The organism is Rhodoglobus aureus (genome assembly GCF_039527955.1).
In the GTDB taxonomy this organism is placed as follows: domain Bacteria; phylum Actinomycetota; class Actinomycetes; order Actinomycetales; family Microbacteriaceae; genus Rhodoglobus; species Rhodoglobus aureus.
Genome location: NZ_BAAAKW010000034.1, coordinates 21,141 through 43,145 on the forward strand (window position 1 = coordinate 21,141; position 22,005 = coordinate 43,145).

Here is a 22,005-nt window from a genome sequence, read left to right on the forward strand (position 1 = left end):
CCAGCAGCCACTAACTCTCTGCTAAGCGCCCCTTCTCCGCCTCAACGTCATAGTCGGCCGCGGGCCACTGCGGATCGATCTCCTCGAGCGCCTCCAGCAGAAGCTGCTGAACGGCCCAGCGCGCATACCATTTGTGGTTTGCAGGAATCACATACCATGGCGCATTTTCGGTGGTGGTGCGACGAAGGGCGATCTCATACGCCTTCTGGTATTCGCCCCACAGCAGTCGCTCATCCACATCGCCCGGGTTGTATTTCCAGTGCTTATCCGGGCGATCGAGCCGTTCGGCTAACCGCTCCTTTTGCTCGTCGGCGCTGATGTGGAGCATGACCTTGATGATCGTGGTGCCCTGCGCTACGAGCTCTTTCTCGAACTCTTGGATGGTGCCGTAGCGCTCTTCGACAGTCTCGGGGGTAGAGAATCCACGCACCCGATGAATCAGCACATCCTCGTAGTGCGATCGGTCGAAGACACCGATGTTGCCAGCCTTGGGAAGCTCTTTTCGGATGCGCCACAAGAAATCATGCGACTTCTCTTCGTCGGTCGGCGCTTTGAACGCATGAATCTGCACGCCCTGCGGATCCACTCCGCCAATGACGTGACGCAGGATCCCGCCCTTGCCCGCCGTGTCCATCGCCTGCAATACCAACAGCACTCGGCGCTCGCCTCCGAACTTGCTCTCGGCGAAGAGCCGCTCTTGCAGCTCGGCCAAGCGCTCGGCATTCTTAGCGAGCGCCTTTTCGGAATCTTTCTTGTCGCCATCGAATGCAGGAGTCGACGACGGATCAATGTCTGCAAGCTCAAAATCGGCGGTGACAGGGGTGAGTGTGCTCATGCGCACAAGGGTACCCGGCGAATCTAGCGGCTCAGGGGAACCTCAATGATGGTTGGTTCTGGATGCGCCGAGAGCGCCTGATCGAGTTCGCCGCGCGTCGCCGCTGAGATGTAACGCCAGCCATACGCGACAGCAAGTGCCTCAATGGATGCGTTCTGTTGCGTCAAGAGCACACGGTCGAAGCTGTCACCGGCTTGGCCAGCAACCTCGAGCACGTCGAAGATCGTGCCGCCACCGTCGTTGCCGACAATGACCTGGATGCGTGGCCGCGGCTCTCCAACACCAAACATCAGCGCGCCGACATCGTGGAAGATCGCAAGGTCGCCGAGCAGCACCCGCGTGACGCCTTCGTTGCCTGGCTCTGCCTGACTGGCGAGCGCGATGCCGAGCGCGGTAGAGATCGTTCCGTCAATTCCTGCGAGGCCACGGTTGGCGTGCACCGGAATTTTTTTGCCCGGCACTACGCGGTCCACTTCGCGGATCAAGCGTGACGCGCCAAGCACCAGCCGGTCGTGCGGCCAAGTCGCTCGCCAGACAGCTTCGGCAAGCATGCGGCGGTCGACGGGCGTGCGCACAATCGCCAGTTCTGATTTGGCGTGAGTGCGAGCATCCGCATCAATATCAGGGGAAATGCTTTTGGTTTCGAGAAGCTGGCGACTCGAGCTAACCCAACGGCCGAGCCATGCGCGGTCGGTGGCCTCTCCAGACACCGAAACTTCATCGACGAAGAGTCGAACGCAACGACCGGGGTTGTAGTCGTCGGCAGACGGATGCCGCACCACGATGGTCTGAACTCCGGGTCGCTGAATCAGCGCCGGAATCTCGCGACTCAAGGTTGGATGCCCGAAGACGATCACGCGCGCCACCCGATCACCGAAGTTGGCGGCGTTGAGGAGCTCGCGGTAGGCGACAACGAGATTGGGTCCGAAGTGCGCTCCACTGGCAACCTCGGCGATGAGGGGGGCACCGAGTTCGCGAGCAACCTGCTCAGCACGCGGCCCAGCACCGGTGCCTGCGACGACAACAGTGGCAGGGGCCGGGCTGAGCGCGATTTTCTTTGGCGCTCCCGGCGATCGCTGGGTGGTGACTTCTACGACCGGATCGAGATCACTGAAGAGGTCGGGAAAGGCGGGTTCGCGTGCGACTGCAGGTTCAGGAGCGATATCGCGAAGCGAGGGCTGCCACGTGAATGGCGCTGAGAGCGGTTCGTCGAACGAGAGGTTGAGGTGCACGGGCCCGTTGACTGCCGCAACGGCTTCGCGGGCAAGTAGCGCTGCGGCATCCATCTCGCCTGCGGCACCGGTTGGCGCTTCGACATCCCAGGTTTTGTGCACAGCGGTGCCAAAAATTCCTGGCTGCTGGGTGGTCTGATTTGAGCCGATGCCGCGCAATGAGTCTGGGCGGTCGGCACTGATAATGATGAGGGGAACAGCAGAATGATGCGCCTCAAGAACCGCAGGGTGCAGGTTGGCCACAGCCGTGCCCGAGGTCGTGACAACCAGCACCGGTGAACTGGTTTCGACAGCAAGTCCTAGGGCAAGAAAGGCTCCGACTCGTTCGTCAATGCGCACGCGCAAGCGCAACAGGCCTTGCTTCTCGAATTCGGCGGCGGCAAGCGCAAGTGCCTGCGAGCGCGAGCCAGGGCTCACCACAATGTCTCGAACGCCGAGACGAACGAACTCTTCGAGAAGGGCTACCGAGAAATTAGTTGCCGGAGAGCTAGTTGGTCTTATCGTCATCGTCGAGATCTGCTAGTTCCTGTTCAAGGCGGCGGATGCGTTCATCTTGTTCTTCTTTGACGCGCATCTTGCGCAAGAAGTCGGGGTCGTCGTCTGGAGCTACCGTACGCGTGCGCCCGACACCGGCACTACGTGCCTTGCCGAGCATGAACCACAGCACAACACCGATAACGGGAAGAAGCAGAATCACCAGCACCCACAACACCTTGGGCATTGCGCGCACCCGGCTGCGATCGATGAGGATCACGTCTACAACAGCGAACACGTCTACCGCGACGAGCGCGAAAGCAAGAACGACCAGTAGACGAGGCATCTGTCTATTCTACGCTTGCAGGCTGCGTGCGTCATGCGAGCCTAGACTGTTGCCGTGAAACCTTGGATCCTCTACTCAGTATTGCGGCTCGGAATCTTCGCTGCGGTGTTTGCTCTGTTGATGGTCGCGCAGGTCGACTGGTGGCTTTCGGCCATCATCGCCGCAATCGTGGGATTCGCGATTTCGTATATCTTTTTCGACAAGCTTCGGGATGCCGTAGCGCTCGATATTGTGGTGCGACGCTCAGGCCCCAGCCACGACCCCGACCGCGACGCGGAAGATGCTGGGGCAGACCTCAGCGCCGAAAGCCGCGACCTAGAAGACGATCGCTGAGGCTAGCCCGAGGCCAAACAGCAGTGCCGTGAGCCCGGTGAGGCGCAGCGCCAAGATCAGCTCTGACGCTGCCTTTGCAGTCAGCGCAATCACGCACGCTGGCAACGCTACGAGCAGCACGAAGTACACCAGATAGGCGTTGACGTAGAGCAGCGTGTAGACGCCCAGGATGCCAAAGGGCACGAGCATCGCGACAACGTAGAAGATGCGCGATGGCAGGTTGCCGATCATGACGGCCAGCGTGCGTTTGCCCGCAATCTTGTCTTGCTCAATATCGCGGATGTTGTTGACCATGAGGGTCGCAACGGCAAACAGGCCGACGGCAACGGCAGCCAACCACGACTCGAGGGTCACGGTGTCGGCGAGCACATACGTGGTGCCTGCGGTGGCGACGAGCCCGAAGAAGATGAAGACGAAGACTTCACCAAGGCCGAGGTAGCCATAAGGGCGTTTGCCTCCGGTGTAGAAATACGCGGCCAGAATTGCGAGGGCACCGACGGCGAGCAGCCACCAGTGTTCGCTGCGGATCACGATGATGAGCCCCGCAACGGCGGCGATGCCAAACCAGACAAACGCAACCGTGATGACGGTGCGCGGGCGCGCGGCGCCCGAGCCGGTGAGGCGGCGGGGGCCGACGCGGTTCTTGTCTGTGCCACGCACTCCGTCGGAGTAGTCGTTGGCGAAGTTCACGCCGATCTGAAGCGACACGGCAACGATCAGGCAGAGTAGGGCACGCAACCAGTGCCAGCCGGCACCATCTTCTTCGTGCGGGAGTACATAGGCGGCAGCCGTTCCTAGCGCTACGGGCGCAAAGGCGAGTGGCAGCGTCTGAATGCGAGCGCCACCAATCCAGTCGCGCGCGGTCGCTTTCGCGATCTTTGGCGCTTTAGGTGGGCGACCACCGGGGCGGCCACTCTTGATTTTCACCGAATTGCTGCTGGATTTCGGTGCGACGGTTTTGGGGTCAATGCGTTGCTGTTTAGGAGAGGCCACGGTGGGATTCTACTTAAGCACGAGTGACGCGAGCGCCAGCCGGTCTGGTTTCCCCGCCGCCAACATCGGAATCTCATCGATGAGCATCACCCTTGCCGGTGCGGCTGCCGCCGAAAGTTGAGCAGCAACTGCCCCCCGAAGGGCATCCAGCTCGATTGCGGACGTCGTGATCACAATGGGCGCTTCACCCCATTCAGGGTGCGGCACGGCAACAACCACGGCTGCGCTCTGGCCGGGCAACGTGCGCACGACTGTCTCCACTTCAGCGAGCGAGACTTTCACCCCGCCAGAGATGATCATGTCGTCTGCGCGACCACGAACCCGCAGCACTCCGTCAACGATTTCACCGATATCGTCGGTGCGATACCAGCGGATGCCGTCGTGCTCGCGGAAGGTAAAGGCGCTGCGGCGCGGGTCGTCGAGGTAGCCCTCGGCCAGCATGGGGCCAGCAAGTTCGATGCGATCATCCACAAGCCGCAGCTGAGCCGTAGGCAGGGGTGTGCCGTCCCACACGCAGCCGCCGCTGGTTTCACTCGACCCGTACGTTGTCGTGACCGCGAGGCCGCGAGCGCGCGCTGCCGCAAGAAGCGCGATCGGGGTTGACTGCCCGCCGACCAGAATCCGAGCAAAGGATGCCAACGCGGCGACAGCATCCTCAGATTCGAGCAGTCGCGCCAACTGCACTGGCACGAGCGAGGTGAACCGGCGCTCGGCCTTGAGCTCGGCGACGGCCGCCACGAAGGTTTCCGCAGAGAACCCGGTCGGCTTCATCATCACCGGCACGGTTGCCGAAAAATGCGAACGCGCCAGCACATTGATTCCCGCGATGTAGTGAGCGGGCACAGCCAGAAGCCAATGCCCCGATCCACCCAACAGCTCATCGGATGCCGTGGCGCTAGCCTTCAGCGCGGCGGCGCTCAGCATCACGCGCTTGGGTCGGCCTGTCGATCCGCTCGTCTCGACGACTACGGCAACGTTCTCGGGCACGGTCTCTGGCAGCCCAGAGGGGGAGGCCGGGTGCGGCAGAATCGCGGCGCCCGTTCCCTCGAGTGCTGGCACCAGCGCTGCCCAAACCTTGCGCGGATCGCGCGCGTCAATCGACCAGAGTTCTCGTGTCATCGCAAATGCTCCGTTGCTTGGTTGCTCTGTTACCTAGTACTGCCAGGGGAACGGCGACCAGTCTGGTGCACGCTTCTCAAGGAATGAGTCGCGGCCTTCGACTGCTTCATCAGTTCCGTAGGCCAATCGGGTGGCTTCTCCCGCAAACACTTGCTGGCCGACGAGGCCATCGTCTACAGCGTTGAGCGCAAACTTCACCATGCGGATGGCGGTCGGCGACTTGGTCATGATCGTCTGCGCCCACTCGTAGGCTGTGGCCTCGAGCTCGGCGTGCGGTACTGCGGCGTTGATTGCTCCGGCGTCGAGGGCGCGCTGAGCGTCATACTCACGGGCCAGGAAGAACACTTCTCGGGCAAACTTTTGGCCGACTTGGCGGGCGAAGTATGCGCTTCCGTAGCCTGCATCGAACGAGCCGACGTCAACATCCGTCTGCTTGAAGCGGGCATGTTCTGCGCTGGCGATCGTGAGGTCGCAGACGACGTGCAGCGAGTGCCCGCCGCCGGCAGCCCAGCCGGGAACCACAGCAATGACGACCTTGGGCATGAAACGGATGAGGCGCTGCACCTCAAGAATGTGCAGGCGCCCGGCGGCGGCCCGACGTGCTCCAGCCGCCGCCGCAGCGTCAGCCGCGGAAACCTCAGCCTCCTCGGCGGCGCTTGCTGCTGTGGGGTTCGTTGCGCCGGCTTGACCCTCATACTCGTAGCCTGCACGGCCACGGATGCGCTGATCGCCGCCCGAACAGAACGCCCAGCCGCCATCTTTCTCGCTTGGGCCGTTTCCGGTGAGAAGTACGACACCGATGCGGGGATTTTGGCGGGCATCGTCGAGGGTTTGATACAGCTCGTCGACGGTGTGCGGGCGGAACGCGTTGCGCACTTCAGGGCGATCGAAGGCGATACGCGCGATCGTGCCGGTCACATCCTGGTGATAGGTGACATCCGTGAGGTCATCGAATCCGGCGACTGATCGCCACAACTTTTCGTCAAAAATTTCTGAAACCAGCGCCATGGCTCCACCCTAACCACCGAAGAGCTGTACTTAGCCTTCGAAGGAGCGAAACACCGTGACGAGCACGAGCGGGTTGGCAAGAATCGCCATGGCGAGACCGAATGCTGCCCACCGACGCTGGTAGCCAAGAACGAGGCAGATGACGGCAGTTATCACGGCTGAGATCGACACAACAATGGTGACGTAGCTGAGAATGGTGCCCGCCGGAAAGTCTCCGCCTGTGGCGATGAGCATTGCGACGATGAGAAGTACGAAAGTTGCCAAACCCAGTGTTGCCGCGATAAAGCCGAGCCAGGTCGGGCGCGGTCGACGAACAGAGTAGCTGTCGGGGGCCACACTCTCAGGGTTGACAGTGTTGGGCTCGGGCTGTTCGGTCGAAACCTCCGGCTCGTCCTCGACGACGCCAACGACGTAGTACGGCACGACTTTGGTGCCGACACGCTCAATATCCCCCGGATTAGTCACGCAATAACCCTAACTGACGGTGGAACTTGTCAGACTAGAGACATGTTCCCTTCAGTGAACGAAATTCTCGACACCGCGCGTGTGGTGTCCCTTCCCATGACCTCCCGCTTTCGCGGCATCGATCAGCGTGAAGCGCTGCTCTTTCGCGGCCCCCAAGGCTGGAGCGAGTTCTCCCCTTTCGTGGAGTACGACGATGCCGAGGCGGCCACCTGGCTTCTGGCCGCAATCGATTACGCCTGGAACGAGACTCCCCCACTCGTGCGCGACCACATTGTTGTGAATGCAACGGTTCCTGCGGTGGAAGCCGAATTTGTTGAAGCCGTGCTCGAACGATTTGATGGCTGCCGAACGGCCAAGGTCAAAGTCGCTGAGCCCGGCCATACCCTCGCGGATGACGTTGCCCGCGTGGCTGAGGTGCGTCGCGTGATGGGGCCAGCAGGTCGCATCCGCGTTGATGCGAATGGGGCTTGGACGGTTGATGAGGCTGAACGTGCCGTTCACGCCTTTGCAAAGTTCGACCTCGAGTATGTGGAACAGCCGTGTGCCAGCGTTGAGGAGCTTGGCGAATTGCGCGGTCGCATCGCCTACATGGGTATCCCGGTCGCTGCAGACGAGAGCGTGCGCAAGGCAGAGGATCCCCTGGCTGTTGCGCGCTCGGGCGCCGCCGATCTGCTCGTCATCAAGGCTCAGCCTTCCGGGGGCATTTCTCGCGCCCTCAGCGTTGTTGAGCAGGCGGGACTGCCCGTGGTGGTCTCCAGTGCTCTCGAGACGTCAGTGGGTCTCGCAATGGGTGCACACTTAGCTGCCGCAATCGATCCCCTCGACTACGACTGCGGATTAGCTACGGCATCCCTGCTCGCCGCAGATGTCACCTCATCTCCGCTGCGGGCGCGTGGTGGGCGCATCGAGGTGCGACGAGTGGATGCTGACGAAGCACTACTCACTCGCTGGGCTGCCAATCCGGAGCGCACCCAGTGGTGGCTCTCGCGTCTTGAGCGCTGCCATGAACTAGGTAAAAACTACTCACAGTAGTAAGTTTCGCTCTCACTATGCTTGGCACAGTTAACCGCTTGCCGAGGAGTGAAGATGATTGTCCTATCGCGTCGCGCGCCCGCCCCTGCCGCAGTGGGCCTGCTTGGGGTGGGCTTGTTCGGGCTCAGCCTGTTGACGGCCTGCGCAACTCCGACTCCAGACCCGACAACAACAGACAGCGGAACGGATGCCACGGCCCCCGACACGAGCGACGAGCCAGCGCCAAGCGGCCCCGAGTGCCTTATCGGCGACTGGTATATCGCGGAAGACCAGATGCAGGCGTTCTACACGGCAGTTAGCGGGACGAATGATGGCCTCGATATCACCGTCGAAGGCGGCACTGGGCTTTCGTTCGACAGCGCTGGGACCTATGCCTACACGCCAGATTTCGCGATCCTGCTGCAAGTAGCCGGGGCCGAAGGCGAAGGCACCATCTCGGGTAACGTCACCGGTGACTACTCGGCAAGCGAGACCGAGATCACGACCTCGCATGACGTCAGTGCGGTCACGGTGTCTGTCACGGTATCCGGGATCACGTTGGACGGCGCCGACCTCTTTGGCGACTTCATGTCGAGTGCCCCCATCAACTCGGCGCCGTATGAGTGCGCGGACGACGGGCCGATCATCCAATTCGACACGGGTGAAGGCAATCCGCGCGTACCGATCCAATTGACTCGTGCCAGCTAGCGCGAGTCCCCGGAGCCATAACGGCTCTCCTTAACCAACGCTGGGGTGCTGCTCGGTGCGCCCCAGCGTTTTTCACGTTGCGGTTGCGAGGTTAGGCGAGGTGCGTGCTTACAGTCCTGAGTAGGAGTGGAGCCCCTTGAAGAACAGGTTGACGATCGTGAAGTTGAAGATGATCGCGGCGAAGCCCACGATGGCGAGCCACGCTGAACGCGAGCCGCGCCATCCGCGGGTTGCACGGGCGTGAATGTAACCGGCATAGATGGTCCAGATGATGAAGGTCCACACCTCTTTGGTGTCCCAACCCCAATAGCGGCCCCATGCCCGTTCAGCCCAAACCGCACCAGCGATAAGGGTGAAGGTCCACATCACGAAGCCAACAACCGTGAGTCGGTAGGCGAGAGTCTCGAGCCGTTCGGCCCCAGGAAGAGTGTCGAGGAAGCGCAGCTTCACAGCCTTGCCTGCCTCACGACGTGCCTGCATGAGCTGCACGATCGACAGGCCTGCTGCGAGTGCAAAGAAGCCAGTGCTCAGGCTCGCGACGAAGACATGGATAACCAACCAGGCCGACTGCAATGCTGGCGGCAGTGGCACGACATCCACATAGAAGCTTGACGTGCCGACCCCCAGCGCGAGCAGTGCGAAACCGGTAATGAATGACCCGAGGAAGCGCAGATCTTGCCAGAACTGCACCACCAGAAATACGCCAACGATGAGCGCTGTGGCGGTGAGCGTGAACTCAAACATGTTGGCCCACGGCACTCGGTTCGCAGCAACGCCACGGAAGACAACAGCGCCAACATGAAGCACCCAAGCGATTACGGTGAGCGCCATTGCCAAGCGCAGGTACTTGGGTGAGGCGGGGCGGTCGGCTTCGGTGCCGGTGCGCGGTGCACCGTCGCGGGTCAGCGTGGTGGTTGCAGCAGAGGTCGTACTCGCTGAGGACGCCATCACACCAATGCGGCTCGACGACGCAGCACTCAGCCCCGTGGCATCCGCTGCAGCAGCATCGCTCGACTCGGCAGAACGGCGCGCCAAATCGATGGCGAACATCACGAACGCCAAGGTATAAATCGCCATCGCTGAATAGACAGCGATCAAGGAATACGACACAAAGGTCTCAGTCACGAATCCACCCTAACCGTCAGTTGCTGGGAATGTTTATCGGCGAACTCAGCGACCGCCGCTTCAAGATTGGGGTCGTCTCCCCGCGCCAGCGCCGCGTACTCGATTGTGGTCGTTCCCGACGAGTCTGTCTTGACCGAAATCCACATGCGCCGACGCGGCACAAACAGGCTTGTTATCAGACCGGCAACCACCAGGATTGCGAACAGCAGCACCGGTCCCTGAGAGGGATCGTGGTGCACATCAAGGGAGGCAAAGCGCGGGATGCTCGCCAGCTCAACGCTGCCCAAGCCGTTGGGGAGATCGACCCGGTCACCAGGAGTCAGCCGAATGGTGTCTGCCTCAGAGGTGCGGCCAGCGACCTGCTCAAGTGAGTCTGTGTTTAGTGCGTAGGCGTTGGATCCTTGCCCGTTGTCGAGGCCAAGATCACCCTCATACACCTCGAGGGTGAGCGTGGGTGAGATGAGGTCGGGATACACGGAGACGAGAGCGCCCGAGCTAAGCGTGCCGGTTGTGGGGTACAGGAAGCCGAGCATTCCGATCTGCTGCTCTAGGCCATCCGGAATCTTGATCACGCAGGTGCTGCCCAGGTTGGAGTCAAAGGGAAGGCACGCAGTGGGCTGCGACCAAATAACCTTGTTCTCGGCATCCCTCACCGTAAGCACTGGTGCGTAGCCATTGCCCAACAGGTAGACATTCGTGCCGCCGACACTCAGCGGCTCGTTGACTTTGATTCGCGCGGTCTGTGAGCTTTCGCCGCGCATCGTGGTTGTCACGTTTGCGGTGAAATCAACAGCCTGGCCGAGCGCCTGACGGTTTGACTGTTCGTACACGGGCTCGAACGAGTCGAGCCCGACGGTGAACGGTTCGAGTGCCTCGTCAGTGAAGAAGCGCCCTGGATTGAATGAGTCATAGCTGGCGAGAGAATTACTGAAGGCATAGCCCTCGACAACAACGCGCTGACCCGTGTAGCCGAAGCCGCCGCCGAGTCCCACCGAGAGAAGCACACCAATCAAGGCAACGTGAAATACGAGGTTGCCAGTCTCACGCAGGTAGCCACGCTCGGCGCTGACCGAGTCACCGTAGAGCTCGGTGCGGTAGCGCTGCGACCGCAGGAGGCGACGCGCAGTCTCGATTGCCGTTGAGGCATCCGCTCCGGTCGTTCGCGAAGTAAAGCCCTCAAGCCGAGAAAGCCGAGCAGGGGTCTTGGGTGGGCGAGCACGAAGCGCATCGAAATGATGCTTTGTGCGCGGCAGTACACAACCAACGAGCGAGATGAACAGCAGCAGATAGATTGCCGAGAACCACACCGAGGTGAAGGTGTTGAAAACCTGGAAGAAATCGAGAATCGCTGCGGTGTCTGGGTTGTTCCGGCGGTAGGCGATTACACCATTGGGGTCAGAACTAACCTGCGGAACCAACGATCCTGGGATTGCGGCGACCGCCAACAGCAACAGCAAGAACAGCGCCGTGCGCATGCTCGTGAGTTGTCGCCAAAAGAACCGCGCGTAGCCGGCGAAATCCAGTTTCGGCTGCTGAATTTTGCTCTGCTGTGGTGCATCCATGTGGTCACTGGGACGCGTTGCGTCACCACCGGTCACTGAATCAGAGGATTGTGTCGAAGCCACCGATCACCGCCCCCAAACTTGTCACGATTGCACGCCACACGCCGGTGACCATGAGTACACCGATCAATACGAGCAATCCGCCGCCAATCAAGTTAATAATGCGGATGTGGCGGCGCATCCAGTCCACAGAATTGCTTGCCCAGTTCAATCCGAGGGCCACAAGGAGGAACGGGATCCCGAGACCGAGGCTGTAGGCGACACCGACGAGCGCTGCTCGGCCAGGGTCTCCCCCATCGAGAACCATGCTGCCGACAGCGATGAGCGTTGGGCCAACGCAGGGCGTCCAACCTAGAGCAAAAACAATGCCAAGCAGTGGGGCACCAGCGAGGCCGGTCGCGACCTTCATCCGAGGGCGGATGGTGCGCTGAGCAAAAGTGACCTGCCCGATGAAGACAAGACCCATCACAATGACGAGCGCGCCAGCAATGCGCGTGATGAGGTCAAGCCACGGCCGCAGTAGTAGGCCCGCGGTGCCAAACAGCACAGTAAAGGCTACGAAAACGATCGTGAAACCGAGGATGAACAGGCCGACGCCCAAGACTAGGCGCTTCGTGCTGCCCTTATCTTCGGCACTCGTGAACCCACCGATGTAGCCCAGATAGCCAGGAACCAGCGGCAACACACACGGAGACGCAAACGACACGAGACCGGCAAGCAGAGCAATCGGAATCACGACAAAGAGGTTGCCGCCGAGAATAAGCTCCCCGATTGGGCTCGACACTACTGGTCCTCAGCGATGACAGAGTCCATCATCGCCGCGAGGATGCTTGGGTCACGCACAAGTCCGCTGATACGAGCCGCAACCCGGCCCTTGCTGTCAACCACGAGAGTGGTTGGCACCGCGTTGGGAGGCACGGAACCGGCGAACGCGAGCTGCACGCCTGCGGTTTTGGCATCCACAACTGAGGCGTAAGGGACAGCGAAATCGCTGGCGAAGGTGCGGGAGGTTTCTGCAGTGTCTGAGACGTTGACACCGAGAAACGGAACGTCGGGGTATTCGACGCTAAGCGCCGCAAGGTCGGGAGCCTCAAGTCGGCACGGTGGGCAACTCGAGTACCAAAAGTTCACAACGTAGACCGAGCCGTCAAAGTCGCTGCTCGAGACGGTCTCGCCGGTGTCGAGCGTTGCTTCGTAAGTCACGGGTTCGTCGCGGTTACTCACAGGAATCTCGACGGTCGAACCGTCGCCAGAGATGTAACCCTCTTCTGAGCCGTTTTGGTACTGCTCTGCAAGCGATTCGTTAGGGGTCGAGCACGACACAGTGACAAGGGCAAGGCCCGCCACAACAGCGGCGATGAGACGGCGGTTCACACTGCTCCTAGATCGGTGGATGCTGCGAGCAAGTCTCCCGCAGGTTCCTGATAGTCAACCTCGACGAACTTGTCACCCTCGCGGGCGAGCGTTGTGATGCTCGACAGGGTGCAACGACGACGGCGCGGATCGTGCGCGAGCCGCATTTTCTTCACGGAGCGAGCAACCATCACTATGGGCATTTGGTGGCTGGCCATGACGATTTCGCCGCCATCGGCTGCGGCCCACGCCTCATCGATAGCTTCGAGCATCCGCGCTTCAACGCTGAGGAAGGCTTCGCCCCAACTCGGCTTGAGGGGGTTGATCAGTTGTGGCCAGGCGCGCGGGTTGCCCAGCACCTGAGGAAACTGAAAACGACTGCCTTCGAACCAGTTGACCGGCTCGATAATGCGCTCTTCGGTGACGATCGGCAGGTTGTAGCGCTCCGACCAGGGCTGCGCCGATTCTTGGGCGCGCTGCAGGGGGCTCGCGTAGAGCGCCGTAAGCGGCCGATCGGCAAGGCTTGCGGCGGCAACATCTGCCATCTGGTGCCCAAGTTCACTGAGGTGATAGCCCGGAAGCCGACCATAAAGAATGCGGTCAGGATTGTGCACTTCACCATGGCGGACGAGATGGATGAGGTCTGCTGGCACGGCAATCAGTCTACGTCGACCGGCTTCCGCACTTTCTCCCCCTCTATCCCCGGTAAACTTAGGTGTGTGACTACACGCACCCTTATTAAGAACTTGGCCGCAGCATGCGATGGAGCAACCTCCGTTTCGGGTTGGGTCGATACTGTTAGAGATCAAAAGAAGGTGCAGTTTGTTGTGCTGCGCGATGAGTCGGGTGCGGTGCAGCTTGTTCACCCCCGCTCGTTCAATGAAGACGGCACACCTGCTGAGGATGCTCTCGCCGACACCATTTCTGGCCTCGCTCAGGGCACCTTCCTCACCGCGACCGGTGAGTTGAAGCACGACGAGCGCGTAAAGCTTGGCGGCGTTGAGATCAAGCTTGACGGCCTAGAGATCGCCGCTGAGGCCATCCCCGAGACGCCGATCGCTGAAGACTCGAGCGTCGACAAGCGCATGGATTGGCGCTTCCTCGACCTGCGCGTGCCGCGCAATAGCCTCATCTTCCGCATCCAGACCACGCTCGAGCACGCGTGGCGCACCTACTGGGTCGAGAACGACTTCATTGAGGTTCACACCCCCAAGCTCATGGCCAGCGCCAGTGAGTCAAACGCTGAGCTCTTTGAGGTCGAGTATTTCGACACCAAGGCCTACCTCGCGCAGAGCCCCCAGTTCTTCAAGCAGATGGCTCAGGCGGCCGGCTTCGGCAAGATCTTCGAGATCGCCCCCAGCTTTCGTGCCGACCCCAGCTTCACTTCACGTCACGCCACCGAGTTCACGATGGTCGACAACGAGATCAGCTGGATCGATAGCCACGAAGACGTCATGGAGCTGCACGAGAAGCTCATGGTTGTTGGCTTCCAAGCCGTAAAAGACAAGCACGGCGAGGAGATCGAGAAACTGTTCGGCATTGAGCTGACGGTTCCGACCACACCGTTTCCCCGTATCCCGCTGGCTGAGGCCAAGCAGATCGTCAGCGACCGCGGCTACACGGTGCCTCGTGCCGACGCCGACATGGACCCCGAGGGTGAGCGCCAGATCGCGGCGTACGTGAAAGAAACGTACGATCACGACTTCGTGTTCTTGACCGACTACGCCTCCAGCATCCGCCCGTTTTATCACATGCGTCATGCGGATGATGCTGGCCTCACCAACAGCTATGACCTCGTCTACAACGGCGTCGAGATTTCTACTGGCGCCCAGCGCGAGCACCGCGTTGACGTGTTGGAGGCGCAGATTCGCGACAAGGGCATGGACCCCGCCGAGCTCGACTTCTACCTCGACTTCTTCCGCTACGGCGTACCCCCGCACGGCGGATTCGGCATGGGCCTTGGCCGCGTGCTGATGCTGATGCTTGGCCTGCCGAACCTGCGCGAAGCTACGTACCTGTTCCGCGGACCGACGCGCCTCACCCCGTAGCTGCTGCTGCCCAAACAATCCGACACACCTCCCCATAGCCAGCACGCAACCCGTTAAGGCAGGATGACGACATGTCAAAGAAAATTGATGCCGCGCTCAAGGATCTGAAGAAAGCGCTCAACAAGCATGCCGAAGTAGTGGGCAGCAAGCCGGTTTCGCTCAAGAAGGCGCAACGAGCTACCGCCCAGGTTGCCGCAGCAGCAACTAACTATGCCGAGATTGTGCACGCCAAGAGTGGAATGGGTAACCCGTTCGACGACATGCTGCAGCCCGGCCTCGACAGCGGAACGCTCGCGTCATTGGCCGCCGAGCGTGACTCGATCAAGAACAACATAACGGGCCCGATCCCCATCAAGCGGTAGGGCAACGGCGCACGCTAGACCTCGAAGTCAACGCAGACACGTTCGCGCGTGTTCGCCTTGACGACTGCGCCGGCGGTAACGTGCAGCGGATGCGTGTAGTAGACCGTGAGCGCCTCAACCGAGCAGTGGTCAGACTCGAGGATGGCGTGCCAGTTCGACTCTGCTTTGGCAACATTGCGGCGCACCGTGAGGCTTTCGAGACCCTCGATTTGACCGACGAGGGGTTCAAGGGCAGCAGCCATGTCATCCACTGCACTCTGCTGAGCTTCAGGATCTTCGGCGTTGAGCTTCCACATAACTACGTGACGGATCATTCGGATTCCTTCTGCAGTGCGGCAGAGAGCCGCGCGGGGTCGACACGCCAAATGGTGTGTACGCGGTCATTGATGAGCACTACCGGAATTTCGTCTCGATACTGTGTGTGAAGTTCTTCGTCATCGAGAATCGACTGCTCCGAGAGCTCGACCGAGAACTCCGGGGGTAGTTCGGCGATAACGCCGATGATCGTATCCCGGGCATCGTCACATAAATGACAACCGGGTTTGCCGATTAATGCAAGACGTTTCGTAGGCACGACCCTAGAATAATGCGGATGCCCGAGGTAACGTCGCACCAGTCAAGTCAGAACGCAGTTCTGGCCTTCTTCGACGTGGACAATACCCTGATGCGCGGGGCGAGTGTCTACTACCTCGCCAAGGAAGCATGGCACCGCGGAATCGTTGGCTGGCGCGATATCGCCCGCTTTGCCTGGCAACAATTTCGCTTCATTTCGGTTGGCGAGAATCACAAACACATGGCGAGCGCACGGGAACGTGCCCTCGCAATTGTTGGCGGGCACTCCGAAAAGACACTGTTCGAGCTGGCCGAGCAGATCTATGAACGCGATATTCTGCCCAACCTTTGGCCTGAGACCGTCGACCTCGCTAAAGAGCACCTCGCGAAGGGCCACGAAGTGTGGTTGGTTACGGCGACCCCGCAATTCGTTGCCGAGGTTATCGCCGCACGGCTCGGGCTCACTGGGGCGCTCGGAACGCGTGTGCACGCCAAAGACGGCGTTCTCACGGGAGAACTCGATGGCCACGTGCTGCACGGACCTGAAAAGGCTGCTGTCGCCACAGAACTCGCTGAGCGACTCGGGGCCGACCTCGCTGAGTGCTGGGCGTACTCCGATTCCAGCAACGACATTCCGCTGCTGACTGCAGTCGGAAACCGTGTTGCGGTGAACGCAGATGCGAAACTAACGAATCATGCCCAAAAACTAGGATGGCAAATTCTGCCGCTCAACCGCGCCAGCCTGAAAGAGGCGAGAAGACGGGTTAAGCGGCAGGCCAAGACTGTGCGAAAGCGCGGTCGGCAATAACGAACACCGAACCGTGCAAAAGCGCGGTCGTTGAGACTATCTACTTCTTGTTGCGACGCTGGTGGCGCGTCTTGCGAAGCAGCTTGCGGTGCTTCTTCTTGGCCATACGCTTGCGACGCTTTTTGATGACTGAACCCATAGGGACCTCACTGATTTCTGAACGAACCGACCCGGTCCGATTCAGAACCGCGGAAAGACATACCGGAGGAGTTTACCGCACCGGGCGGGTTTTGAATATTCGATGGCCGGGGAACGAACCCAGTCTGAATGCAGGCTGTTAACCGACCTCGGAGATCGAGGGCGCAACCGCGCTTGCTACAGCCGATTCTGGGATACGAAAAGAGCGACCGAAACGAACCGCAGGCAGCTCACCAGAGTGAACAAGTCTGTACACGGTCATGTTTGAGACACGCATCATGTCGGCCACTTCGGCGACGGTGAGAAAGCGCATCTCAGTAAGATCCCGTGACATTGGACTAGCCCCTTTGGCTCACAGACGGCTGCAGAACACACTCAGCATGTGACTGAAGTGCTAATCGGTAACAATAGGGGCTGGTGTGACTCGCTGTCCAGCCCTAATCCACTATTTGCGGCGCGCCTGCGGACTAATCTTTGCCAAAGATGCGAGTGCGCACATTGCGCGGTAGGTGTTTGGCTGCCTCCGTTACATCGTGCAGCGCAGAGCGAGCCTGATGGGTGCGCTCGGCAACCTGGCGACCGAAGTTGTCTCCGACATCCGCCCCCGACCAGGCAGCAAATGCACCAGACGAGGCGCGAACCTCGTCGTCGAGGTCGTCATGGAAGTCAGCGCTCAAGAACGGAATCAACCAGTCTTCGACCTCCTCAAGCGGAGAAGAATCGAGGCGGTAATAGCGGTGTTGGCCGTCTTCACGAACCGATACCAACCCGTGATCGCGCAGCACCTTCAGGTGCTTGGAGACAGTCGGTTGGCTCAATTCGAGCTTCTCAACAATCTCGCTAACGCTGAGCTCGCCGCTGGGAGAATCAGAGGCAATGTACTGCTCGAGCAGCACTGTGAGAAGACTACGCCGAGTTGAATCGGCTACTACGTCAAAGATGTCGGCCATTACATAAGGGTAGTCGGGCTTGCTGGGGAGTACCATGGCCTCCTGTGCGTGGGGAGAGAAAACTTATGAGTCCGCGGGCATCCATGCGTGCACACACTCGAGATCGCAGCATCGCCGGTCGAGTACGTGACCTGATCGATCGTTTCGCGGCCGCAGCCCCGGCCCGCTTCGCGATCGCCATCTTCTCCGCGCTCGTGATCGTGCTCACCACGCTGCTTGTTTTGCCGATTTCGGCACGCGACGGGCAGGCCACTCCCCTAGCCGACGCCCTGTTCACCGCAGTTTCTGCAATCTGCGTGACAGGCCTCACGACGGTTGACATGGCCACTCACTGGTCTGCGTTCGGCAACACCGCAATCCTGATCGGGCTGCAGGTCGGCGGAATTGGCGTGCTCACCCTTGCCAGCATGCTCGGCCTCGTCGTGTCTCGTCGTCTCGGACTTCGCCAACGCCTCATCGCGGCCAGCGACTCCAACCCCTCGCGAATTCACGTTGGCCCCGTCTCAGAGTCACAAGCAATTCGCTTGGGAGAAATTGGTGGGCTCCTTGCGACGGTCGCCATCAGCACACTGGCAATTGAGCTGGTGTTGGCTCTGGCGATCATCCCACGGCTGCTGGTTGAAGGACTCGATGTCTGGCCCGCCATTTGGCAGGGATTCTACTTTGCGGCATCCGCCTTCACAAACACTGGCTTCGTGCCCACGGTTGGCGGCATGGAAGCTTTTGCCCAAGACCCGTGGATGCTCGGAGCTATCGGCACCGGCGTGTTCCTGGGTAGCCTCGGCTTTCCCGTCATCTTCGCCGTCGTGCGCAAGCTCAAGGCCGGGGCCCGCCTTTCAGTGCACGCTCGCCTCACGCTCACGACGACCGTTTTGCTCATCATTGTCGGGGCGATTGCCGTCATCGTGCTCGAGTGGAACAACACCAACACCCTCGGCGGTCAAAGCATCATGTCTCGGCCACTGACCGCGACATTCCTGTCAACGATGACCCGCTCAGGCGGCTTCTCAACCATCGACATCAATGAACTCAATGGGTCGACACTGCTGGTGTTCGACATGCTGATGTTTGTGGGCGGTGGTTCGGCATCCACCGCTGGCGGTATCAAAGTCACCACTCTTGCGGTGCTCTTCTTGGCTGCTCTCGCTGAGGCCCGCGGCGACAATGACATGCACGCTTTCGAGCGCCGCATCCCCACCGATGTGCTGCGATTGGCGGTGAGTGTCACGCTGTGGGGAGCAACAATCGTTGCGATCTCCACCATCGCGATCCTGCAGATCACTAAAGAACCGCTCGACCGGGTGCTCTTTGATGTGATCTCTGCCTTTGCCACCTGTGGGCTCTCGACCGGGCTCACAGAGTCACTGCCCGATAGTGGCAAGTACATCGTTGCCGCCACAATGTGGGCAGGGCGAGTGGGAACAGTTACTCTGGCGGCAGCCCTTGCGGCCAGTCAGCGCCGTCAGTTGTTCACGAGAGCAGAAGAGAGGCCCATCGTTGGTTGACAAGATTCCGCACAATGCGCCGGTGCTAGTGATCGGCCTCGGTCGCTTCGGTGCGGCCACCGCCGGTCAACTTCAGCGCCTCGACCGCGAAGTTCTCGCGATCGACGAAGACCTCGGCCTCGTGCAAAAGTGGTCAGAGCGTGTGACCCACGCTGTGCAGACGGATGCTCGCAGCATCGATGCTCTTCGCCAGATCGGTGCCGAAGACTTTTCTATCGCGGTCGTTGCCGTCGGTTCGTCAATCGAGGCGAGCGTACTCATCACCGCAAACCTGGTTGACCTCAAGATTCCGCAGATTTGGGCCAAGGCCATCAGCCGCTCGCACGGCAAGATCTTGAACCGCATCGGTGCCAACCACGTGATCTACCCCGAGGCTGAGGCCGGAGAACGTGTTGCCCACTTGGTGTCTGGCCGGATGCTCGACTTCATCGAGTTCGATGATGACTTCGCCATCGTGAAGATGTACCCGCCGAAGCCGATTCGTGGAGTGCCGCTCAGCGAATCGCAAGTGCGACGCAAGTACGGAATCACCGTGGTCGGCGTGAAGGCGCCAGGCAAGGAATTCACGTATGCGACTCCCGAAACAGTGATCTCGAATCACGATCTCGTGATCGTCAGTGGCAACTCAGAGAACATCGAGAAGTTCGCGACACTAGCGAGTTAGCCCCGTTCGTGGACTAATTTTCTAGCGCTGCCTACCTGTATCTTGAATCCGTGAGCAAAATACGGGCGACCCCAGGGTCGCAATCTTCGCTCCGCGAAGCGAACCGCGCTCGCATCGTCGACGCGGTCAAGCATCACGGCGGGCTCACGCAGATCGAACTAGCTGGCGTCACAGGCCTCTCTCCTGCCACTGTCTCCAACATTGTCAAGGAACTTGCTGCTGCCGGGGTGTTGGCCACAAACCCGAGCACGCGCAGCGGCAGGCGCGCGCATCAGGTAACGCTCGCTCGCGCGTTGGGTCTTGTTGCCGGAGTACATTTTTCTGAACGCCACATGCGGGTAGCGCTGTCTGACGTGGCTCACACCGTTGTTGCCGAACAACACATGCCGCTGGCTAAAGACCACCGCGCAGACAACGAGCTCAATCGCGCTGCACAGCTCATCACCGACATGCTTGAGTCGGTTGACGCCACCCACGACGAGATTCTCGCCGTGGGTCTAGCGATGCCGGCCCCTATGGATCTGACCAGCGGCCTCATCACAAGAACCGGCATAATGCGCGGCTGGGATGGCGTGCCCGTCGCCGAGTCTTTGGGCATCAGGCTCAACAGCCCGGTGTATGTCGACAACAACGCCAACATGGGTGCTCTGGCTGAGTACCGCACGGGAGCGTTGCGCGGCAAGCCAAATTCTCTCTACATCAGCGTCGACGAAGGCATCGGTGCCGGCCTCATCCTGAACGGCACAGTATTTCGCGGCCACAACGGCACCGCTGGTGAGTTCGGGCACATGGTGCTCAATGAAGACGGTGCCCTGTGCCGCTGCGGAAATCGCGGATGTCTCGAAACGCTGGTCGGAGGACAAGCCATTATCGAGTCGGTGCGTGCCGGTCGCCGCGGGCTCAAGCTGCACGATGTTGTCGTGAAAGCGATTGGGGGTGATGCTGCGTGCATCCGCGCGATTGCCGATGCCGGACGTCATTTAGGGATTGCTGCAGCAAACCTGTGCAACGTTTTTGATCCTGAGCGCATTGCGGTGGGTGGCGAGTTGTCGCAGGCTGGCGAACTGTTGCTCGGGCCAATGCGGCATGCCCTGGAACGCGGAGTCATCGTTGGGCCGGAGCGAGCAGCCGATCTGGTGCAAAGCCAGCTTGGCGCGCGAACTGAGCTGTTGGGAGCGATTGCTTTCGCCATCGACCAGCTCACCATTGGTGCAGACTCGGCGACGCCCTCGACCCCCTCGGCTGTATCGGCTGTATCGGCTGTATCGGCTGTATCGTCATGAGGGCGACACGGTCAAAGAGGCTGGCCAGAGTCATCGTCTCGCTGATGTTTGTCGCGATGTTCCTCGGTGGGTGCACCGTCATCGGAGCGAACGGCGCTGGTGCGGAGTACAGGATTGCTCTGCTTTTGCCCGAGTCAAAGACGGCTCGCTACGAAGCCTACGATCGCCCATTCTTTGAGGCGAAGGTTGCCGAGCTGTGCCCACAGTGTGAGGTCGTCTATGCCAACGCCGACCAGGATCCGGTAAAGCAGCAGCAGCAGGCTGAGTCGGCTTTCGCTCAGGGAATCAGTGTTCTTGTGCTCGACCCCGTGGATTCGTCTGCGGCGGTGACTATTGTTGCTTCAGCACAGCGACATAAGGTTCCCGTCATCTCATACGACCGGCTAATCGGCAGCCCCGAGCTAGCGTTCTGGGTGTCGTTCGATGGCGAGAAAGTTGGCTCGCTTCAGGGCAAAGCGCTCGTCGAAAAGCTGGCAGACCAGGGGCTCTCTTCTGGCAACATCGTGATGATCAACGGGTCGCCAACCGACAACAATTCGCGTCTTTTCAAGAAGAGCGCGCACAGCGTGATCGACGGCAGCGCGTATACCGTCATCGCGGAGTTCGACACCCCCGACTGGAGTCCAGATAAGGCCCAAGAGTGGATGGCGGGCCAAGTCACGCAATACGGTGACAGCCTCGTCGGCGTCTACGCCGCAAATGATGCAACCGCGGGCGGGGCTATTGCTGCGCTCAAGGCTGGCGGGGTGAGCCCGCTTCCTCCTGTCACCGGTCAGGATGCTGAGCTCACCGCCATCCAACGCATTGTGAATGGCGACCAGTACATGACGATTTACAAGGATTTCCAGCGTGAGGCAGAAATCGCGGCCACTCACGCGGTCGCCCTTCTCAAGGGCAAGACGCTTGTCGGTCAGAGTGAGGAAACCAATGGCATCCCGACGACGCTGTTGACGCCGGTGATCGTGACGATCGACAACATCATGGAGACCGTCGTCGCTGATGGTTTCTACACCGTCGAGCAGATCTGTACCCCTGAATATGCGCAGGCGTGCGCGGCTGCGGGGATTCGGTAATGGCACACGAAGCCACAGCTGATGTGAGCCAAGAGGATTTGAGCACGGAGATTTCGAG

27 protein-coding genes are annotated in these 22,005 nt (G+C 60.4%); 10 read left to right on the forward strand and 17 right to left on the reverse strand.

From position 1 onward, the window contains the following. Positions 1-10: 10 nt before the first annotated feature. The 3 genes from ABD112_RS10480 to ABD112_RS10490 are packed head-to-tail and all read right to left on the reverse strand — an operon-like array spanning position 11 to position 2,887. Positions 11-835, reverse strand: coding sequence for a polyphosphate kinase 2 family protein (locus tag ABD112_RS10480; protein WP_343925648.1), 825 nt, complete (start codon positions 833-835; stop codon positions 11-13). 23 nt (positions 836-858) lie between these two features. Further along, complete coding sequence (menD, locus tag ABD112_RS10485; protein WP_343925650.1) at positions 859-2,574, reverse strand: 2-succinyl-5-enolpyruvyl-6-hydroxy-3-cyclohexene-1-carboxylic-acid synthase; 1,716 nt, start codon at positions 2,572-2,574, stop codon at positions 859-861. Further along, complete coding sequence (locus tag ABD112_RS10490) at positions 2,555-2,887, reverse strand: PLDc N-terminal domain-containing protein (RefSeq protein WP_343925652.1); 333 nt, start codon at positions 2,885-2,887, stop codon at positions 2,555-2,557. The genes menD and ABD112_RS10490 overlap by 20 nt, the downstream gene beginning before the upstream one ends. Positions 2,888-2,941: 54 nt before the next feature. Between ABD112_RS10490 and ABD112_RS10495 the strand changes: the two genes are divergently transcribed. After that, entirely contained in the window at positions 2,942-3,220 is a 279-nt protein-coding gene (locus tag ABD112_RS10495; RefSeq protein ID WP_343925654.1) for a DUF4229 domain-containing protein, read from the forward strand. On the opposite strand, the gene ABD112_RS10500 is transcribed toward ABD112_RS10495, so the two are convergent. From ABD112_RS10500 to ABD112_RS10515, 4 genes are read right to left on the reverse strand one after another with little or no spacing between them, the layout of a single operon-like run. Beyond that, positions 3,203-4,213 carry a 1,4-dihydroxy-2-naphthoate polyprenyltransferase gene (locus ABD112_RS10500; RefSeq protein ID WP_343925656.1) on the reverse strand — a complete coding sequence of 337 codons (1,011 nt, stop codon included), beginning with the start codon at positions 4,211-4,213 and terminating at the stop codon, positions 3,203-3,205. The two genes, ABD112_RS10495 and ABD112_RS10500, sit on opposite strands and share 18 nt — an antisense overlap. A gap of 9 nt (positions 4,214-4,222) precedes the next feature. Beyond that, positions 4,223-5,332, reverse strand: coding sequence for an AMP-binding protein (locus ABD112_RS10505; protein ID WP_343925658.1), 1,110 nt, complete (start codon positions 5,330-5,332; stop codon positions 4,223-4,225). A gap of 33 nt (positions 5,333-5,365) precedes the next feature. Next, positions 5,366-6,340, reverse strand: a complete 975-nt coding sequence (locus ABD112_RS10510; protein ID WP_343925660.1) for a 1,4-dihydroxy-2-naphthoyl-CoA synthase — start codon at positions 6,338-6,340, stop codon at positions 5,366-5,368. A gap of 30 nt (positions 6,341-6,370) precedes the next feature. Then, complete coding sequence (locus ABD112_RS10515) at positions 6,371-6,805, reverse strand: 1,4-dihydroxy-6-naphthoate synthase (protein ID WP_343925662.1); 435 nt, start codon at positions 6,803-6,805, stop codon at positions 6,371-6,373. 42 nt (positions 6,806-6,847) lie between these two features. On the opposite strand from ABD112_RS10515, the gene ABD112_RS10520 reads away from it, so the two are divergent. Together ABD112_RS10520 and ABD112_RS10525 are read left to right on the forward strand one after the other, a co-directional pair. Then, entirely contained in the window at positions 6,848-7,837 is a 990-nt protein-coding gene (locus ABD112_RS10520; protein ID WP_343925664.1) for an o-succinylbenzoate synthase, read from the forward strand. Positions 7,838-7,891: 54 nt separating this feature from the next. Continuing rightward, positions 7,892-8,524 (forward strand): hypothetical protein, encoded by a 633-nt coding sequence (locus ABD112_RS10525; protein ID WP_343925666.1) that lies wholly within the window; start codon positions 7,892-7,894, stop codon positions 8,522-8,524. 108 nt (positions 8,525-8,632) lie between these two features. Here the strand turns inward: ABD112_RS10525 and ccsB are convergent, their stop codons facing one another. Genes ccsB through ABD112_RS10550 form a run of 5 tightly spaced genes read right to left on the reverse strand, consistent with a single transcriptional unit; the run spans position 8,633 to position 13,217 of the window. Beyond that, positions 8,633-9,649, reverse strand: a complete 1,017-nt coding sequence (gene ccsB / locus ABD112_RS10530; RefSeq protein WP_343925668.1) for a c-type cytochrome biogenesis protein CcsB — start codon at positions 9,647-9,649, stop codon at positions 8,633-8,635. After that, on the reverse strand, positions 9,646-11,274 hold the full coding sequence (gene resB / locus ABD112_RS10535) for a cytochrome c biogenesis protein ResB (RefSeq protein WP_343925670.1): 1,629 nt from the start codon (positions 11,272-11,274) through the stop codon (positions 9,646-9,648). Before resB ends, ccsB begins: the two co-directional genes overlap by 4 nt. Beyond that, positions 11,252-11,995 carry a cytochrome c biogenesis CcdA family protein gene (locus ABD112_RS10540; RefSeq protein WP_343925672.1) on the reverse strand — a complete coding sequence of 248 codons (744 nt, stop codon included), beginning with the start codon at positions 11,993-11,995 and terminating at the stop codon, positions 11,252-11,254. The genes resB and ABD112_RS10540 overlap by 23 nt, the downstream gene beginning before the upstream one ends. After that, positions 11,995-12,585, reverse strand: coding sequence for a TlpA family protein disulfide reductase (locus ABD112_RS10545; protein ID WP_343925674.1), 591 nt, complete (start codon positions 12,583-12,585; stop codon positions 11,995-11,997). Before ABD112_RS10545 ends, ABD112_RS10540 begins: the two co-directional genes overlap by 1 nt. Beyond that, positions 12,582-13,217 (reverse strand): histidine phosphatase family protein, encoded by a 636-nt coding sequence (locus ABD112_RS10550; protein ID WP_343925676.1) that lies wholly within the window; start codon positions 13,215-13,217, stop codon positions 12,582-12,584. Before ABD112_RS10550 ends, ABD112_RS10545 begins: the two co-directional genes overlap by 4 nt. Positions 13,218-13,283: 66 nt before the next feature. Between ABD112_RS10550 and aspS the strand changes: the two genes are divergently transcribed. After that, positions 13,284-14,612 carry an aspartate--tRNA(Asn) ligase gene (gene aspS, locus ABD112_RS10555; protein ID WP_343925678.1) on the forward strand — a complete coding sequence of 443 codons (1,329 nt, stop codon included), beginning with the start codon at positions 13,284-13,286 and terminating at the stop codon, positions 14,610-14,612. Between the two features lie 71 nt (positions 14,613-14,683). Continuing rightward, positions 14,684-14,974, forward strand: coding sequence for a hypothetical protein (locus tag ABD112_RS10560; RefSeq protein ID WP_343925680.1), 291 nt, complete (start codon positions 14,684-14,686; stop codon positions 14,972-14,974). A 14-nt stretch (positions 14,975-14,988) separates the two neighbouring features. Here the strand turns inward: ABD112_RS10560 and ABD112_RS10565 are convergent, their stop codons facing one another. Together ABD112_RS10565 and ABD112_RS10570 are read right to left on the reverse strand one after the other, a co-directional pair. Then, on the reverse strand, positions 14,989-15,288 hold the full coding sequence (locus tag ABD112_RS10565) for a Dabb family protein (RefSeq protein WP_343925681.1): 300 nt from the start codon (positions 15,286-15,288) through the stop codon (positions 14,989-14,991). Beyond that, positions 15,285-15,548 carry a glutaredoxin family protein gene (locus ABD112_RS10570; protein WP_343925683.1) on the reverse strand — a complete coding sequence of 88 codons (264 nt, stop codon included), beginning with the start codon at positions 15,546-15,548 and terminating at the stop codon, positions 15,285-15,287. The genes ABD112_RS10565 and ABD112_RS10570 overlap by 4 nt, the downstream gene beginning before the upstream one ends. 18 nt (positions 15,549-15,566) lie before the next feature. Between ABD112_RS10570 and ABD112_RS10575 the strand changes: the two genes are divergently transcribed. Beyond that, on the forward strand, positions 15,567-16,334 hold the full coding sequence (locus ABD112_RS10575; RefSeq protein WP_343925685.1) for an HAD family hydrolase: 768 nt from the start codon (positions 15,567-15,569) through the stop codon (positions 16,332-16,334). Positions 16,335-16,374: 40 nt separating this feature from the next. On the opposite strand, the gene ABD112_RS10580 is transcribed toward ABD112_RS10575, so the two are convergent. The 3 genes from ABD112_RS10580 to ABD112_RS10590 form a co-directional block, all read right to left on the reverse strand. Next, entirely contained in the window at positions 16,375-16,473 is a 99-nt protein-coding gene (locus tag ABD112_RS10580) for a 30S ribosomal protein bS22 (protein ID WP_003792170.1), read from the reverse strand. A gap of 138 nt (positions 16,474-16,611) precedes the next feature. Next, positions 16,612-16,806, reverse strand: a complete 195-nt coding sequence (locus ABD112_RS10585; protein WP_341953740.1) for a helix-turn-helix domain-containing protein — start codon at positions 16,804-16,806, stop codon at positions 16,612-16,614. A 133-nt stretch (positions 16,807-16,939) separates the two neighbouring features. Beyond that, on the reverse strand, positions 16,940-17,422 hold the full coding sequence (locus tag ABD112_RS10590) for an ArsR/SmtB family transcription factor (protein WP_343925689.1): 483 nt from the start codon (positions 17,420-17,422) through the stop codon (positions 16,940-16,942). 65 nt (positions 17,423-17,487) lie between these two features. Between ABD112_RS10590 and ABD112_RS10595 the strand changes: the two genes are divergently transcribed. The 4 genes from ABD112_RS10595 to ABD112_RS10610 are packed head-to-tail and all read left to right on the forward strand — an operon-like array spanning position 17,488 to position 21,947. After that, positions 17,488-18,927 carry a TrkH family potassium uptake protein gene (locus tag ABD112_RS10595; protein WP_343925691.1) on the forward strand — a complete coding sequence of 480 codons (1,440 nt, stop codon included), beginning with the start codon at positions 17,488-17,490 and terminating at the stop codon, positions 18,925-18,927. Next, complete coding sequence (locus ABD112_RS10600; RefSeq protein WP_343925693.1) at positions 18,920-19,591, forward strand: potassium channel family protein; 672 nt, start codon at positions 18,920-18,922, stop codon at positions 19,589-19,591. The genes ABD112_RS10595 and ABD112_RS10600 overlap by 8 nt, the downstream gene beginning before the upstream one ends. Before the next feature lie 50 nt (positions 19,592-19,641). Next, the gene (locus ABD112_RS10605; RefSeq protein WP_343925695.1) at positions 19,642-20,874 is read left to right on the forward strand and encodes an ROK family transcriptional regulator; all 1,233 of its coding nucleotides are present in this window, start codon (positions 19,642-19,644) and stop codon (positions 20,872-20,874) included. After that, the gene (locus ABD112_RS10610; protein WP_343925697.1) at positions 20,871-21,947 is read left to right on the forward strand and encodes an ABC transporter substrate-binding protein; all 1,077 of its coding nucleotides are present in this window, start codon (positions 20,871-20,873) and stop codon (positions 21,945-21,947) included. The genes ABD112_RS10605 and ABD112_RS10610 overlap by 4 nt, the downstream gene beginning before the upstream one ends. Positions 21,948-22,005: the final 58 nt, after the last annotated feature.

Coding starts and splice junctions, on each gene's coding strand:
- ABD112_RS10480 (WP_343925648.1), bottom strand. CDS start 835: ATGAGCACACTCACCCCTGTCACCGCCGATTTTGAGCTTGCAGACATT.
- ABD112_RS10505 (WP_343925658.1), bottom strand. CDS start 5,332: ATGACACGAGAACTCTGGTCGATTGACGCGCGCGATCCGCGCAAGGTT.
- ABD112_RS10590 (WP_343925689.1), bottom strand. CDS start 17,422: ATGGCCGACATCTTTGACGTAGTAGCCGATTCAACTCGGCGTAGTCTT.
- ABD112_RS10560 (WP_343925680.1), top strand. CDS start 14,684: ATGTCAAAGAAAATTGATGCCGCGCTCAAGGATCTGAAGAAAGCGCTC.
- ABD112_RS10610 (WP_343925697.1), top strand. CDS start 20,871: ATGAGGGCGACACGGTCAAAGAGGCTGGCCAGAGTCATCGTCTCGCTG.
- ABD112_RS10520 (WP_343925664.1), top strand. CDS start 6,848: ATGTTCCCTTCAGTGAACGAAATTCTCGACACCGCGCGTGTGGTGTCC.
- ABD112_RS10595 (WP_343925691.1), top strand. CDS start 17,488: ATGAGTCCGCGGGCATCCATGCGTGCACACACTCGAGATCGCAGCATC.
- ABD112_RS10580 (WP_003792170.1), bottom strand. CDS start 16,473: ATGGGTTCAGTCATCAAAAAGCGTCGCAAGCGTATGGCCAAGAAGAAG.
- ABD112_RS10565 (WP_343925681.1), bottom strand. CDS start 15,288: ATGATCCGTCACGTAGTTATGTGGAAGCTCAACGCCGAAGATCCTGAA.
- ABD112_RS10585 (WP_341953740.1), bottom strand. CDS start 16,806: ATGTCACGGGATCTTACTGAGATGCGCTTTCTCACCGTCGCCGAAGTG.
- ABD112_RS10575 (WP_343925685.1), top strand. CDS start 15,567: ATGCCCGAGGTAACGTCGCACCAGTCAAGTCAGAACGCAGTTCTGGCC.
- ABD112_RS10490 (WP_343925652.1), bottom strand. CDS start 2,887: ATGCCTCGTCTACTGGTCGTTCTTGCTTTCGCGCTCGTCGCGGTAGAC.
- ABD112_RS10510 (WP_343925660.1), bottom strand. CDS start 6,340: ATGGCGCTGGTTTCAGAAATTTTTGACGAAAAGTTGTGGCGATCAGTC.
- ABD112_RS10525 (WP_343925666.1), top strand. CDS start 7,892: ATGATTGTCCTATCGCGTCGCGCGCCCGCCCCTGCCGCAGTGGGCCTG.
- menD (WP_343925650.1), bottom strand. CDS start 2,574: ATGACGATAAGACCAACTAGCTCTCCGGCAACTAATTTCTCGGTAGCC.